Here is a 15,570-nt window from a genome sequence, read left to right as displayed (position 1 = left end):
AGATTGGCCAACATTGCTCCGGGAGTGATTTTTGCCGAAGATAACAATGTGGCTCCTGATGTGGTGTGGGTAAGCCGCTCTCGACTGAGAACAGCGTTAGCTTATGGGGGTGTGGGGGTAGCTAAGCCCCGCACTGTACCCGTAGGGTCAGTGCCGGGATACAGATACCCCCACATGGTGTATGATGGGAGCAGTTGCACAAAACGGCTTTTGCCGGAATCTGGTGCAACTACGCGGTGGGACATCCCGTGTCTGCTCGCTGAGGGTTCTTGCGAAAGCTCCCCGATGAAGCGAGAAGCCCACGCTGTACCCGTAGGGTCAGCGATGGGAGTATGTCACGGGCGGATGGCAAACTCCACAGTGCCCCAGAATCGGCGGTAGGAGTGCTGAGCCCTGGAGCTCGCAATATTGGCCAGGATAAGCAAACTAAGCTCAAGCTTTACAGTCGGCTTGGGCTACAGGAGTATTGAGTGGTGGACTGGCAACAGCAACAAATAGAGCTGCACTCCGCGGGCGCGAATGTCGCTTTTTCTTCCCCAGCCTGATGCTGGAATGGCTATGGGCCAACAACAGGGCTCTGCCCCCATCTGGGGCTTGCGTTAGAGATTAGGATAGGAGACTACGGCGGGGCTTGGCTTCGCTCCAGGCACATCCATCCAAAGCAATCCGCTCTACCTCCGAGGCCAGCCTCAATGCTTTCAGGGCCTGTTCCCCACCCACAGAAGGTTGGTTGCCCCCCCGCACGCAATTGATGAAGTGCTCCAGTTCGGCATGCAGCTTGTCGATATTGTCGGTGTGGACTTTCTCAATCAAACAATCCCGCTGGTAGGGCATTTGGCCGTAGTCGCTGGTGCTGCCGACGGATCCCTGGCGGTACACCGAGATCTCATTGTGTAGAAAATCTGCTTCTACCAAGGCATTCTTGCAGTGGACGGCAATTTTGCGCACCTTGCGGTGGGTGACCTTGCTGGCAGTGAGGGTGGCGATGGCACCGTTGGCAAAAGTGAGAGTAGCCGTGACGTAGTCCAGGTAGCCCAGCTTGGAGATGCGGTTGCCGCTGGCGGTAATCTGGGTCACGGGAGATGGGATCAGCTCCAGCAACAGATCGATGTCGTGGATCATCAAGTCGAATACCACTGACACATCGCTGGCGCGGTCGGAATAGGGGCTGAGACGGTGAGCCTCGAAAGCCAGAGGTTCTTCACTTTGCAAGACTTGGCCCAGCTTTTGGAAAACAGGGCTGAAGCGCTCGATGTGCCCCACCTGCAAAATACAATTGCAATCGGCAGCTCGGTTCACCAGCGATTCTGCTTCGCTGATGCTGGCAGCGATGGGCTTTTCGATCAGCACATGTACCCCGGCCTCCAGGCAGGCCATACCCACCTCGTGGTGCAGAACCGTCGGCACGGCAATGGCCACGGCAGCTACATGGGGCAGCAGATCGCGGTAGTCCTCATAAAAATGAACGCGGTGGCGGCTGGCCACATCCAATCCCCGTTCCACGTTGATATCCGCTACCCCCACGACCCGCACATCCTTCATCAGGCTGAAAACGCGGGTGTGGTGCTGGCCCATGTTGCCTACCCCGATCACCCCAACCGGGACAGCTTGCTCTGAATAAGCCAGTGGACGGCGGGGAGAGTTGGCAGAACTCGGGCAGGATCGGGCCATGACGTTTCCACTACCTCCACCACAAGGGTTTCGCGAACCTCGCTCCATCTTTCGGTAACGGAGCGCCGCATTTCACGAAACAAACTTCACAAAGCTTACCATGCCTCCCTTAGATCCAGTTCAAGCCGGGGATGGGCGGCAGGTGCAGCGGGGGCTGTTGGCAGGATTGGGGGCTGAAACAGAACAGCGGCACCGGGCTAGAGCGAAACCACATGCGGGCGTAGAATCCGCTTGGACTGAGGGGCAGGCCAAGCCAAACGGGGAAAAAGAAGACAAAGGACGCCAAAACCAAGGCCACCGCCGTGATGCTCGCCCCGCGCCAAAAGCGGCGATAGCTCTGCCAGCCCAGCAGCACCAACCAAGCCAGGGCTAGGGTGCTAAACGCCAGAGCGCTCATGTAGTGGTAGATAAAAACGCAGCGGCTGACCCTAAACCAAGGCAGGTAATTGGCCGCATAGCCAATCAAAATGAAGGCTTCGAGACCGTGAAAGTGGCGGATCCCTCGCCAGACAAGCACCAAGATGGATCCCGTGCCCAGCCACCACAGCCAAGGATTGCCCACGCCATGAACAGCTTGCCAGAGGTTGCCCTGACTGCTGAAGTAGTAGGCCACGGGGCGGCCCAGGATCGGCCAGGACCAAGCTCCTGCCGAGGCCAAGGGCGTAGTCAGCCAAGGACGCAAAGCCGGGAACCAAGCCACCAGGGATCGCAAGCTGGTGGAGCAGTAGGGGTGAACAGGCGTCTCTTCGTCCACCACCAGGTGGGCTGCCATGTGGCCGCCGTAGATGGATTGGTTGATGAGCACCAGGGAGCGGAAATAATTCTGGATGCCCGTCCAGCTCCAATCCAGAGTTAGTCCCTGTTGGGGATTCAGCTGCAGGTGCGGGATCCACTGAATGGCATAAAAGGCCAGCGGAGCGAGGACGAAGCAAAACACATAGTGCCACCAGCGCAGATGACGAATCTGGATCAAAATGCCCAACCGTGGGATCCACTGCGGGCGCAGCCAGACCACCCCCCAGACGAGGATCCCCAACAGAGCAAACATGAAGGCAAACCAGAGGCCATTCCACTTCACCGAAGCTGCCGCCCCCAACAGGATCCCGGAGCAAGCAAAGTGAGCAGCCCGTCGCCAACCTTGGTTTTCTAGACCTCTCAGCAACAGAATGGTCGCTGCCAGCCCAAAGGCTACCAGATACACGTTGATCAGGCCAAAGCGGGATTCCACCAGAAACACCCCATCGGTCAGCAGCAAAACCCCGCTCAACAGAGCAAAGCCCACGTGGTAGGTGAGGCGGTAGGCTAAACCGGTCAGCAACAGGGGGATCAGGGATCCGCAAAAAGCAGTGGCGAAGCGGAATCCCCACTCGTTGCGGCCAAACACCTGAATGCTAAGGGCAATGAAGTACTTGCCCAAGGGGGGATGCACATCGTAAAAAGGCTTGCCATCCAGGTAGTTTTGGGCAAACTCCGGGAAGTACACCTCATCGAACACAGGTGTCGGGAACTCGTCCAGCCGCCACAGGCGCAACCCCAGACCCACCAGAAAGATCCCCAGCGCTCCCCATACCAGCCACTGTCGGGATCCCACAGCACTGTGCGGGGATCCGAGGATGGGCACAGCTAGCAGCAAGCTGCCCTGAGACCGCTCCGGCCCGGGGTCAATGGGGGTTGGCTCTCCAGTCATGGATAGGGCACTCTCAACACTCCGGCGAGGATCCCTAGGGATCCCCAGTGTTACTTTAGCCGACCGTGAAAGTCTAAGCGATTCCAAAGCAAACCACTGCTAGACTGTAGAATTGAATACAAAGTTGGCCAACTTCTGGCCAGTACCCTGTCTGCGCTGGCGCTCCTGAGAGCGGGCGTTTGACGTTCGGTCATCTCAGTGGGGAGGAGACACCGTGGCGACTGGTGGATATGCGTTGGTGGACAGCCTGCACCGGCATGGGGTGCAACACATCTTTGGCTATCCGGGGGGAGCCATCCTCCCCATCTACGACGAGCTGTACAAAGCCGAGTCTCAGGGGCTGCTCAAACATTACCTGGTACGCCACGAACAAGCGGCTGCCCACGCCGCCGACGGATATGCTCGCGCCACTGGCAAGGTGGGGGTGTGTTTTGCTACCTCTGGCCCAGGGGCGACCAACCTAGTGACGGGCATCGCCAACGCCATGATGGACTCTGTACCCATGGTGGTCATCACTGGGCAGGTACCTCGCCATCTGATTGGCACCGACGGCTTCCAGGAGACGGACATCTTTGGCATCACCCTGCCCATTGTGAAGCACTCCTACGTGGTACGGGATCCGCGCCAAATGTCTCGGATCGTGGCAGAGGCTTTTCACATTGCCGGAACAGGTCGGCCCGGGCCGGTGCTGATCGACATCCCCAAAGATGTGGGCCTAGAAGAGTTTGACTATCAACCCGTCAGCGAGATCAACATCCCCGGCTACAAGCCCACCGTGCGTGGCAACCCACGGCAAATCCACACAGCGGCCAAGCTGATCCTGCAGGCCAAGCGGCCCTTGCTGTATGTGGGAGGTGGGGCGATCATCTCCGGTGCCCACGCCGAAATTGCCGAGCTGGCCCACACCTATCGGATCCCGGTGACCACCACCCTCATGGGCAAAGGGGCTTTCGATGAGAACGATCCCCTGTCGGTGGGGATGCTGGGCATGCACGGCACGGCCTATGCCAACTTCGCCGTCACCGAGTGCGACCTGCTCATTGCGGTGGGGGCCCGCTTTGACGATCGCGTGACCGGCAAGCTAGATGAATTTGCCAAGCACGCCAAAGTCATTCACATCGACATCGACCCAGCCGAGGTGGGCAAAAACCGTGCGCCCGATGTGCCGATTGTAGGGGATGTGCGCACTGTTCTGGTGGAGATGCTGGCTCAACTGAGCAAAATGCCTTCTACTCCAGGCCTAACTCAGGCCTGGCTGGATCGGATCGAGCGCTGGAAGCGGGACTATCCCCTGCAGGTGCCCAGCTACGAAGGCGTGATTGCCCCCCAACAGGTGATCGATGCCTTTCGTCGTCATGCTCCCCACGCCTACTACACCACCGATGTTGGCCAGCATCAGATGTGGGCGGCGCAGTTTCTGCGCAACGGGCCGCGCCAATGGATCTCCAGTTCTGGGCTGGGTACTATGGGCTACGGGTTCCCGGCGGCGATGGGGGTCAAGGTGGCCCTGCCGGATCAAGAGGTGATCTGCATCAGTGGCGACGCCAGCTTCCAGATGAACATGCAAGAGCTGGGCACAGTGGCTCAGTACGGCATTGCCACCAAAGTGGCCATCATCAACAACGGCTGGCAGGGCATGGTGCGGCAGTGGCAGCAGGCCTTCCACGGCGAGCGCTACTCCCACTCGGATATGTCTCCCGGAATGCCGGATTTTGTCAAGCTAGCCGAGGCTTTTGGGGTGAAAGGGATCCGCGTCGATCACCCCGATCAACTGGAAGATGCCATCCAGGAGATCCTCAAGCACGAGGGGCCGGTAGTGGCCGACTTTGTGGTCAAGCGGGATGAAAACTGCTACCCGATGGTGCCTGCCGGCAAAGCTAACTATCAGATGATCGGGCTGCCGGAGAAGCGGCAACTGGAACAAGCCGCCGAGCTGATCTACTGCCCCAATTGCGGCACCAAAAACCCCACCCTGCACAAGTTTTGCGCCGAGTGCGGCACCAAGCTCTAGAATCGGTGGCCTGGCCATCCGGCTAGGAAAGGTGGGATCCCAAGCTCTCTCTGCCGACTCCTGACCCTCACCCCCAGCCCTTCTCCCAAAGGGAGAGGAGAGTTGGGATCAACACTGCTTAGAGGGGTCGGTAAACCCGGTAGTTGATATTGGGGAAGATGTTGTCCATATATTCCACCTTGGCCAGCCACTGCTCCTCTTCAGGGGTGGCTTTTTCTCGCCGAAACTGACCCTCTTTGATCTTCTCGTAGAGGTGGTTGAAGCGCAGCAGATGGGACTTGGTGCGGCGCACTGCATAGGGAACCATCGTCCCTGTGCGCATGATAAAAGCCCAGTCAGACGATTGAGCCAGTAGCAATTCTCGCGCCGCCTGGTTCAAGGCCCGCCATTCTAGGTCATCGGCAGGCTCGCGACGGCTCAGCTCGATCATCCGCTCGGTGGCCTTGTGCAAATGGGGATAAATCCAAGCGTTGCTGGGGTTGAGCCAGTACTCGTGGAAGCCGCGCGCCCCCCAACTGGACTGGGCAGGTTTGCACACCTGCTGGGTGGGGTTCTCTTTCAGGTACTCGGCCAGGTGGGTCATGCGGTAGGTGGACTGGTCGAAGTAGCTCTTGCGGATGAGAAAATCCAAAAACCAAGGGCCCTCGTACCACCAGTGGCCAAACAACTCGGCATCGTAGGGGGCCACCACCAGCGGCGGACGTCCCATCACGCTGTAGAGATGTTCAATCTGCCGCTGCCGGTTGAACATGAAGTTGCCCGCATGTTCTGCCGCTTTTTCCCGCGCCCAGTAGGGGTCGTAAAGCTGCTTTTGCCCCAAATCCAGATTGCGCCCGGTAATGCGGTGGTATTTGATGCCAGTATTTTTTCGTTGGCCGTTGGGCATGATGTAGGGCTTGATGTACTCGTAGTCGGCTTCATACCCCAGGTCTTTGTAGAACTCGCGGTAAACCGGATCCCCGGGGTAGCCCACTTCCGCCGACCACACCTGCTGCGAGGATTCGTGATCCCGCCCGAAAACGGCAACGCCAGTCTCGGTAAAAATGGGGGCGTACATGCCGTAGCGGGGCCGTGGCTTGGCATAGAGAAGACCATGGGCGTCGGTGATCATGTAGCGCAGGCCGGCATCGGCAATCATCCGCTCCAGCCCTTGGTAGTAGGCGCATTCCGGCAGCCAGATCCCCCGCGGCCATTGGCCAAAGTGCTCGTTGTAGTGCTCACAAGCTACAATCAACTGCGCCCAGACTGCCTGCGGGTACATCTGCATCAAGGGCAGGTAGCCGTGGGTAGCCCCACAGGTGATGATCTCCAGGTTGCCGCTGTCTTGAAACTGCTTAAAAGCTCGCACCAGATCCCGGTCGTAGCGCTCCCAGAGATCCCGCACCATGGCAAACTGCTTGATGTAGTGCTCCGCCAGGTAGCGAATGTGGCCGTTGGTGGTGTTTTTGTCGTACTCCAGCTGGGCCAGCTCTTCCAATTTGGTTAGATAGTGGTCGTAGCGCTCCTGCAGCAAGGGATCCCGCAGCATCGACACCAAGGGCGGCGTCAGGGACATGGTGAAGCGAAAGTCGATGCCATCTCGCTGTAGCCCCTCGAACATGTGCAGCAGCGGCACATAGGTCTCCGTGATGGCTTCGTAGAGCCATTCTTCCTCCAGCACAAAGTCTTGCTCAGGGTGGCGCACAAACGGCAGGTGCGCGTGGAGTACCAAGGCGAGATAACCCATAGCGGCCAGGGATCCTTAGGTGGGAAAAAATAACGGGGCGAGCCCACCTTCTTCAGCAGCAAATCTGTAGAGAAGGTTAAGCCCAAGATTGTTACCTATCGTCCAGCATTTCGTCCTTGGGGTCAAGAGCTGGGATCGCTGGGGATCGCTGTTGGGCTCAGCGGTGACGAATGAAGTCGTAGATCTCCAGATACTCCTTGCCAGGATAGTTCCAGGAGTAGTCGTAGCTCATGCCTTGAATCTGCAGTTGACGGAACTGGTCAGGAGCGGTGTACCAAAGGTCGATGGCCCGATCCAGAGCCGACTCCAAAGCAGCTGGATCTGTGTGATAAAAGACGTAACCATTGCGTTGTTCGGGCAATTTGTGGGGATCGTAGTCGCGGTCGAAGACGGTATCCACCAGGCCACCCACTCCTCTCACCACCGGAACTGTGCCATACTTCAAGCCAATCATCTGAGTGAGTCCACAGGGTTCGTAGTGGCTGGGCACTACGATGATGTCTGCCCCCGCATAGATAAGGTGGGAAAGTTCTTCGTTAAAGCCCAACTCAATGTGAACATCGGGGTTGTTGTTGAGGTAGCTTTTCTCGTGGGCAAACCAAGCGCCGATCCCTAGCTCCGTAGCGGATCCCAGGAGAACAAATTGGGCATTTTTGAACAGGGAGCGGTAGATGGCATGATGCACCAAATGCACGCCCTTTTGCTCGTCCAATCGCCCGATATAGGCCACGATAGGCTTGTCAACATCCTGCAGTAGCAGCCGATCCCGCAGAGCTTTTTTGTTTTTAGCTTTATTTTCCAGCGTTTGAGCAGTGTAGCGCACGGGGATAAAGCGGTCGATCTCCGGGTTCCAGATGTCGTAATCGATGCCGTTCAAAACGCCGCGAAACTTATGCCGGTGCAGGTAGAGGGTATGGCCCAGTCCATAGCCGTAGTCGCCAAATTGCACCTCCAGCGCGTGATTGGGAGAAACCGTAGTAACGAAGTTGGAAAAGACAATTCCCCCCTTCATAAAGTTGAGAGAAAAGGGGTTGAAGTTATCGCGCAAACGGTCGTAGTGGAAGTAATAGGGTTCGCGGTTGAGGCCGGTAGCCCAAAGAATCTCTGGGCCACCAAAGCCTTGGTGTTTGAAGTTGTGAATGGTGTAGCACACCCGCTGATTTGCCATGCCGTGGTACTTGTAAATCTCGAACAGCAGCACCGGCACCAACCCTGTCTGCCAGTCGTGGCAGTGGATCACATCCGGGCGTTTGTTGCTTTGTAGGAGAAACTCCAAAGCCGCCTTGCTGAAAAAAGCAAAACGCATGTTGTCATCCGGGCAGCCGTAATAACACCCGCGATTAAAGAAGTTGTCTCCTGAGTGAGGCTCAATGAAAAAGCAAAGGCGGCCATGCACCCAGCCGCAGTACACCGAACAGTGGATGGCCCCCCCGTACCAGGGCACCCAGAGATCGCGATAGGCATCGTGCAAGCCCCAGATCTGGTCGTAGCGCATGGTGTCATACTTGGGCAAAACCAGCTCGACACAGTGCCCCCGCACTTCCAGCTCCCGGCTGAGGCCGTACACCACATCCCCCAGTCCCCCCGCCTTGATGACCGGGGCACATTCAGACGCAATCTGCACGATGTACATTTCGAGATCTCCTGTAGCAGAGCCTTACCTTTCTTCACAAAACGATAATCGTTTTTGGCCCCGACAGAACATCCCTCGCAGCGGCAAGGGATCCCCACAATTAGGGATCCTCACTTTAGATAACCTCTGGGCAGACTGGGTTCAGGCTCAAGCGGCGCCATTTGCTCAGGAACCTGATCTACGGGAGCAGCTCTCTACGGAATTAGGGTCATTTGATTCAAACTAGGGCCCTGCACCCCCACTCAAAACGTTGGTCGCGTCAGCGTTGCGGAGCGATAATGCACAAGGCCAGAAGGCTTTTCTCAATAGCCCAGGCGTCTTACCCTAACCTGAAACGGCTATGAACGGTTGACCCCGGCATATGGGCACCGTTCTTCGATCCGAGTGTGCAGCTCATCTTCCGAGAAAGCAGCAACCGAAGTACCCTGTTTAGGATCTAGGCATGCCAGAGGCATGCCAGAGAACGGGGCCGGATGGATCCCGGCTTTGCCAAACCAGAACGTTTTTCACATGGGATCCATGAGCACCGTTCCTCAGGCAGGGATCCTTCAAGGTCACGCGAACTCAATACCACTGCTGAGCGTAAAGGCGCTGCACCAAATAAAACACGAATAGGTTGACATCCACGCGCCGCTCGTCGATCATAAAAGACTCGATGGTGCTGGCCGGGGATCCTTCGGTGGTACAGCGGAAGAACTTGCGGCCATTCAAGGATCCCTCAGCAAACAGCACGCTAAATTGCTTCTTGCCTCCTGCAAACGCGCCGACCAGCGTCTTGCCTTCCAGGCGCAGCTCCAGATCGCTGACTCCGCGCTTTTGAAAAGCCGCAATGGCTGCCGGGATCACCTCTTCCGTGATCTGTTGCTCGAAGGGCTTTTCTTCCTTAGCAACTTTTTTCGCAGCGGCTTTGGGGGAATCCTCAGCAGCAGGCTTGGCAGCTTCAGCGGGTTTCTCGGCAGCAGCGGCCTCGGGGGTGGGTTCTCCAGACATGGGGAAACGCTCCGACAATCAGATGGGTAAAAGCCTTAGATGCAGAACAATCAAAAACTCTGTCCAGAACCGGCAAAGAGCTAGCCCTTGGGGATGTATTGGCCGACAATTTCTTCAGCAGGGATCTGGGGAAAGCCCATGCTGAAGTTGGGGGCACGCCCCTGCAGGTTATAGGCGATCTCCCCTTGCTTGAGCAGGGAGCGGATGAAATGTTCCAGGTCAGACCCAATGCGGCGGATATTGTACTCGGTCAAGTCTCGCCCCCGGTATTCTTCCACCAACTCTTCGAAACGGGCATAGACCTTTTGCAGGGCAGCATCAGTCCAGACCAGCTCGTTGTCCGGATCCACATCGAGGGTAAACAGGTCGTCGCGGGGCACGAAGTTGTTGTCTGCAGTAACTTCACCGGCAAAAATGTGGACGTGGCGAGTGGTGCATTTCAGCATTGCGATGGCTCCGCTCCGGATCTAACCTGCTAAACAGCGTATCATTACCTAGCGCTTGTGGGGGATCCGCTATTTGCCCTCGGCTTACTTCGGCCCAAGCTTTTCCTATGCCCGCTGCTATTCCCCTACTGGAGCGCCTGCACATTGAGGTGAGCAAGTTCCCACAGCGGCCTATCGCGACAGCGTTGCGGTTCCCCTGCCCATAGCAACAACGTGACTTTCTTGTAGGGGGCTCACGCATTGGGAGGAAGTTCCAAGGCCAGCGGCCCTAGCAAGCCCTTGCGATAGTCGTTGAGAATTTGCCGTGCTGCCCGTTGAGGATCCCCTTGATACCGCCGCTCGGCCAACTCCTGCACTGCGGCACCACCGGGAGGGATCGGATCCGGCCAACCGTAGCGCTTTTGCAAGAGAGATCCGGCTTGGGGCTGCACCCTCAGCACTTGATCCAAAAAGTGGGCCGCCACCCGTTCGGGATCGTAGGCCGCTTCGCCGATGTCATCGCAGATGGCCAATAGAGAGGCCGCCTGTTGATCCGGCAGAGAGGGCGGTATGATGCCCGGCGAGTCCAACAGATCCAACTCTCCCCCCAGCCGCACCCACCGCAGTTGCCGCGTCACCCCAGGACGTGCTGCGCTCTCGGCTGCCCGCCGCCCCAACAGTCGATTCAGCAAAGCAGATTTGCCCACATTGGGAAAGCCCACCACCACCGCCCGAACGGCCCGCGGTCGCATTCCCCGCTGTTGACGCCGCATATTGACCGATTGCCCCAGTTGCAAGACCGCCTGCTTGAGGCGATTCACCCCTTCTCCTGAGCGGCCATTGGTGGGATAGACAGGGATCCCTTGCCGTAAAAAATACTCCTGCCAAGCTTTCAGATCCCCAGCCTCAATGCAGTCCGCCCTGTTCAGAGCCAGGAGGCGAGGTTTTTCCCCCAGCCACCGGCCCAGCTCAGGATGACGACTGGCCAACGGGATCCGCGCATCCAACACCTCGATGACCGCATCCACCCGCTGCAACTCTTCCCGCAACTGGCCAATTGCCTTGGCAATATGGCCGGGATACCACTGGATGGCCGGAGAACTCATGCCGCCAGAACCCTAGAAGTGGACAGCAGAAATCAACAGTGGGATCCAATCTAGCCCGATTCCCCAAAAGAGGCTCAACCTGCCCACCGAGGTAGCCAATAATACAATGTGGACGCGGCTGGGATCTTTATTTCATGGACAAGCTAATGTTAAGGCGTGTAACAGAGGGAAGGTTATGGTCAAGCGCGTGCGGTTGGATCCCATTGCCCAAGTGTCTGAAATCGCCACCAACAGCAATTTGCTCTCGGTACTGTTGCAGGAAGAGCTGAATGTGTTGAAAGAGTGCGGCGGGCGCGGCCTCTGTGCCACCTGCCATGTGTACGTTAAGGAAGGGATGGAGTCTTTGTCTCCGGTGAGCAAGCGGGAGCAGCGCACCCTGGAGGCGATCACCACCTGCAAGCCCAACTCCCGCCTGGCCTGCCAAGCGCGCGTGCTGGGGGAAGGGGTGGTGGTGGAATTGCCTGCCGGGATGTACATCAATGCTTTTCAGGATATCGAGGCGTTGATCGGTCGGCGGGCCGAACAGCCGCTTTTGCACCCTGTAACCGGCGCCATTTTGGTGCAGGAGGGTAAGCTGATCACCCGCTCGGTGCTGGAATCGGTGAAAGGGCTGGATCTGGATATCCAAGAAGCGTTGGCTCGGAGCAGCCAGGAGTTTTGAAATTGTGATCGCGACAGCGGGCCGGAGTCCTTATCCCATCCTTTAGGCCAGTTTGAGCCACTTGGCCACCCCATCTATACAGAGAGCATTCTTGGGCCTTGGGCACTCCATCATGACAAGGCATTTTCCTTCCTAATGATGAGCTGATGATGAGATGAGTACCCCTATGCCCCCTGTGTTTCTTGGGATCGATCTGGGCACTTCTGGGATGCGGGTGGTGGCCCTCTCAGAACAAGGAGAGGTGGTGGCCAAAAGCGAGCGCCGGTGGGATCCCCCAGAGACCAATCCAGGCCGCTGGTTGCGAACCCTGAAAGCCCTTCTGGGACAACTAACCGCGCAACTGGGGGATCGGTATTCCATTGCCGCTCTGAGTGCGTGCAGCACTTCCGGCACCATTCTGCCGGTGGATGGTCGGGGCATGCCGTTGGAACAGGCGTGGCTGTATTCCGACCCGCGGGGCCAGGCTCAGGCCAAGCAATTGGGGATCCCTGCCAGTTGGGGCCTCAGCCGTTGGCTGTGGTGGGCGGAAGCCCATCCTGATCAGTATCGAGACAGCTACCTGGCCCATCCGGCGGACTTTTTGCTGAGCCAACTGGGGGGGCGCAAGCTGGTTACCGATCACACCCACGCCCTCAAAAGTGGCTTTGACCTGGAGACCTACACCTGGCCTCAGGAGTGGTTGGCGCGGCAGGGCCTTGATCCTAAGCATTTCCCCGAGGTGGTGTCGCCGGGAACGGGTTTGGGAACGGTGCGAGCAGACTGGGGATTGGGGCCGGAAGTGCTGATCGCGGCAGGGATCACGGATGGCTGTGCCGGGCAATTGGCAGCAGGGGCCACCCGCTTAGGTCAGGTTTCCACCAGCTTGGGCACAACCCTCATTTTCAAGGCCAACAGTCCGGATCCCATACAAACCCCAAGCATCTATTCCCATTTGCACCCGGACTGTGCTCCACACCACTGTCGCGAACGAACGGTTTGGTGGCCGGGAGCGGCTTCCTTTTGTGGAGGCGGAGTTTTGCCCCATTACTTCCCTGGCGGCAACTTGCAAGTGCTGGATCAGCAAGCCCAGGCTTATCTGCCCACTGGGCTGGTCAGCTATCCCCTTTGTCAGCCGGGAGAACGTTTTCCCATTGTCGATCCCCGGTTTGCCGGGTTCTTGCCGGAGGCAGAAGAGGGATCCCCCCGTTTTTATGCTGCGTTGTTAGAGGGGGTAGCCATGGTCGAGCGGCTGGGGCTGGAAACGTTGGCGGCTCAAGGGATCCCGGTGTCAGAACAGAGTCCGATGTTCACCACCGGCGGAGGCAGCAAAAGCCCTCTTTGGTTGCGCCTGCGCGCCAGTATCCTTGCCCGTCCCTTGGCCGTGGTGAAACACCCAGAGCCGGCTGTGGGGGCAGCCATCTTGGCTGCTTCTGCCTATTGGTGCTGCTCTGTCCAACAGGCTGCCGATCGATTGGTGCAGGTGGAACGCTATGTTCAACCAGATCCAGAATGGGCGAAGTCTTACGCAGAGATCTACTCAGCCTTTCACAGCCGCCTGAGCAACCTGCTTTGACATGCTCCCTGCCCCACCAGCTTGCTTCCCCGTAGCGCTGGGGTTCTTGCTACGGTCATTTCAACAGTCATTTCGATCCAAACTAGGACACTACGCCCACCTAAAACATGGGCTGCGTCGTCGCATCGTCGCATCAGCGTTGCGGAGCAATCATGCACGAGGTCAGGAAGCTTTTCTCCGTAGCTCGGGCGTCTCACCCTAAGCTGAAAGACTATAGATCAAGGCACTTCTCAACTGCTCCGCGGTGCCGTCCAAACGCTTCACGCCGCTTCCGCGACCATCCCTAGGAAAGGGAGAGAGGAGCCAGGAAGCCATGCAGCGGAACAGTCTCATTCCTCCTTGAATGACTGTAGGTTTTTCCCTCTGAGACAGCGATGATGATCTCCCCAGTTGTTCGGGCTGCACTCTGCTCTTGCAAACGACTGATATTCATAGTTCATAGGGGATGTTGCATCAGCCAGAAGCCGGCGAAGGACTGGGCCTTGAAATCGGTTTGAATGGCGAGAAAGTGGATCCCTTGGGCCTGCTGCTGGCGCTGGGCAAAGACTTCTGCCTCTGTTCGCAGTTTTTCATCTCTCAGTTGCGCAAATAGGTAGCAATCGTTGAGGCCTGCCTCGAACAGGAGCCGTCCGTCTGCCACACTCAAGTAAGCGGGCTCCATACCGCTCATCCAGGCCGCCATCGGTAAAGCCCGCTGGGAGGCGATCACCAAGCCGGGAATGAGGGTGCTCCGTACCGCTGGCGCGAATGGGTCGGGCGTCAAAGTGTCCCAGGCAACCGGAAAAAGCTCGCCAAATTCCATTGGCCAAGCGTCGGCTTCCCGCAGATCCTCAGCTCGCAAGGTAACGAAAGCCCAGCGTTCTCCCTGCAACTTGTCCGGCAGACGGATAGGATCCGGCGGATCGGGATCCACAGGAGGTTCGGGGCTGTAGGTGAACTGAGTCTCTTGGGGGTAAACCCGCTCTGCCCGTTCTCGCATCCAGGCTTTGAGGGTGTAAACGCGACGACTGGGCAGCATCGGGATCCCAACCGCATCGCAGGCCCGTTGCAGGATGGAACTCATGCGGGCTCGAAACACACGAATGGCCGAGGGAGGCTGTGGGGCAGCTTCCAGGTAGCTCCGCAACTGTCGTGCCACCCAGGTGCTGTTCACCTCTTGGTTGCTGCAATACTGCGCTTGGCGAAACTGGCCGGTGGGATCGCACACCAACAGCTCCCAAACCCGTCGGTTCTGCTCATCCCGCAGGGGGACGGCGTTGAAATCCATCTGCCAGATAGGGCAGCGCGCAGGGCCAGAACGCAGGGGTTGAGTGGCCAAAGGATCCCTCCTATCGCGCTACGTGCCACTTGAGCGGGCCGGGGATCGTTCGCGTGAGCGGTGGGAAGCACTGTCCCCGACCAAGGCCAACTCCCGCTCCCCAAAAATGGCGGAAGCGTGGCGGTAGTACTTAAACTCCAGCAGGTTGTAGAAGGGATCCTGCAAAAAGAAGGTGCCGTGTTCCAAAGGGGTGTCAACAAAGCGCCAACGCGGCTCCTGATAAAAGGGCAAGGCTCGCTCCAGGGCACGGTCGGCCAGCGCCTGCCAATCCGCTTGGGTGGGGAAGATCAGGCCAAAATGGCGGGGGTAGATGCCCCGCTGGGGCGTCAGCTCTTCGTGGGTGAGGTGGGCCACCAGTTGATGGCCATACAGGTTAAAGATGACGGCAGCAGGGGTTTCTCGACCGATTTCACAGCCCAAGCCATCGCCGTAGTAGGCTTTGGCCAAGGCAATATCGGCAACCGGAAAGGCCAGATGAAAGCGGATGGGTTCCATAACGTCGCTCCTAAAAAGCCACCAAAAGTGCCCCACCAGCCAACATCAGAGCTAGCACCCCGAGCTGTGGGGCTTTTCCCCGGCTAATGGGATCCCCGCTCTTTTCAAGGTAGGCGATCTTAGAGCTGCTGCAAGGTGGGATCCCTTCCCGAGCCCGAGATAGACTATACGCCTTTGCGCAGGAGTGCCAACTGCTCGGATGCTATAACACTAGCTAGTGTGTTACCCGCGTGGCCGAGTCTGCAACAGACAACTCGGTGTGTTGAGAGCGTTGAAGACGCAAGAGGGCGATCTT

General features: G+C 57.9%; 11 protein-coding genes and 1 pseudogene. 3 read left to right on the top strand and 9 right to left on the bottom strand.

The annotated features are described in order from the left end of the window. Positions 1–606: 606 nt before the first annotated feature. Together ACVWYZ_RS06255 and ACVWYZ_RS06250 are read right to left on the bottom strand one after the other, a co-directional pair. Positions 607–1,671, bottom strand: coding sequence for a Gfo/Idh/MocA family protein (locus ACVWYZ_RS06255; RefSeq protein ID WP_011432295.1), 1,065 nt, complete (start codon positions 1,669–1,671; stop codon positions 607–609). Between the two features lie 109 nt (positions 1,672–1,780). Then, the gene (locus ACVWYZ_RS06250) at positions 1,781–3,358 is read right to left on the bottom strand and encodes a phospholipid carrier-dependent glycosyltransferase (protein WP_457466528.1); all 1,578 of its coding nucleotides are present in this window, start codon (positions 3,356–3,358) and stop codon (positions 1,781–1,783) included. 211 nt (positions 3,359–3,569) lie between these two features. Here ACVWYZ_RS06250 and ilvB point away from each other — a divergent pair. Then, positions 3,570–5,369 (top strand): annotated as a pseudogene (ilvB, locus tag ACVWYZ_RS06245) (biosynthetic-type acetolactate synthase large subunit); the annotation flags it as partial. A gap of 118 nt (positions 5,370–5,487) precedes the next feature. On the opposite strand, the gene ACVWYZ_RS06240 reads toward ilvB, so the two are convergent. The 5 genes from ACVWYZ_RS06240 to ylqF all read right to left on the bottom strand — a co-directional run bounded on the left by ACVWYZ_RS06240 (position 5,488) and on the right by ylqF (position 11,249). Then, entirely contained in the window at positions 5,488–7,095 is a 1,608-nt protein-coding gene (locus ACVWYZ_RS06240) for a glycoside hydrolase family 57 protein (RefSeq protein WP_457466527.1), read from the bottom strand. Between the two features lie 157 nt (positions 7,096–7,252). Then, entirely contained in the window at positions 7,253–8,728 is a 1,476-nt protein-coding gene (gene glgA, locus ACVWYZ_RS06235) for a glycogen synthase GlgA (protein ID WP_457466526.1), read from the bottom strand. 564 nt (positions 8,729–9,292) lie between these two features. Further along, positions 9,293–9,718 carry a DUF2996 domain-containing protein gene (locus ACVWYZ_RS06230; protein ID WP_011432290.1) on the bottom strand — a complete coding sequence of 142 codons (426 nt, stop codon included), beginning with the start codon at positions 9,716–9,718 and terminating at the stop codon, positions 9,293–9,295. Between the two features lie 80 nt (positions 9,719–9,798). Then, on the bottom strand, positions 9,799–10,164 hold the full coding sequence (locus ACVWYZ_RS06225) for an NAD(P)H-quinone oxidoreductase subunit M (RefSeq protein ID WP_011432289.1): 366 nt from the start codon (positions 10,162–10,164) through the stop codon (positions 9,799–9,801). A gap of 233 nt (positions 10,165–10,397) precedes the next feature. Continuing rightward, the gene (gene ylqF / locus ACVWYZ_RS06220) at positions 10,398–11,249 is read right to left on the bottom strand and encodes a ribosome biogenesis GTPase YlqF (RefSeq protein WP_457466525.1); all 852 of its coding nucleotides are present in this window, start codon (positions 11,247–11,249) and stop codon (positions 10,398–10,400) included. 175 nt (positions 11,250–11,424) lie between these two features. Here ylqF and ACVWYZ_RS06215 point away from each other — a divergent pair, with 175 nt between their 5' ends. Continuing rightward, positions 11,425–11,910 (top strand): 2Fe-2S iron-sulfur cluster-binding protein, encoded by a 486-nt coding sequence (locus ACVWYZ_RS06215; protein WP_414358164.1) that lies wholly within the window; start codon positions 11,425–11,427, stop codon positions 11,908–11,910. 166 nt (positions 11,911–12,076) lie between these two features. Beyond that, the gene (locus ACVWYZ_RS06210) at positions 12,077–13,462 is read left to right on the top strand and encodes an FGGY-family carbohydrate kinase (RefSeq protein WP_414358166.1); all 1,386 of its coding nucleotides are present in this window, start codon (positions 12,077–12,079) and stop codon (positions 13,460–13,462) included. Positions 13,463–13,898: 436 nt separating this feature from the next. Here the strand turns inward: ACVWYZ_RS06210 and ACVWYZ_RS06205 are convergent, their stop codons facing one another. Together ACVWYZ_RS06205 and ACVWYZ_RS06200 are read right to left on the bottom strand one after the other, a co-directional pair. Then, on the bottom strand, positions 13,899–14,780 hold the full coding sequence (locus ACVWYZ_RS06205; protein WP_414358169.1) for a Tab2 family RNA-binding protein: 882 nt from the start codon (positions 14,778–14,780) through the stop codon (positions 13,899–13,901). A gap of 18 nt (positions 14,781–14,798) precedes the next feature. Then, positions 14,799–15,275 (bottom strand): VOC family protein, encoded by a 477-nt coding sequence (locus ACVWYZ_RS06200; RefSeq protein ID WP_457466524.1) that lies wholly within the window; start codon positions 15,273–15,275, stop codon positions 14,799–14,801. Between the last annotated feature and the right edge of the window lie 295 nt (positions 15,276–15,570).

The organism is Thermostichus sp. MS-CIW-37 (assembly GCF_054060065.1).
The sequence above is the reverse complement of the archived record's forward strand: the minus strand, read 5'-3'. Positions and strand labels throughout refer to the sequence as shown.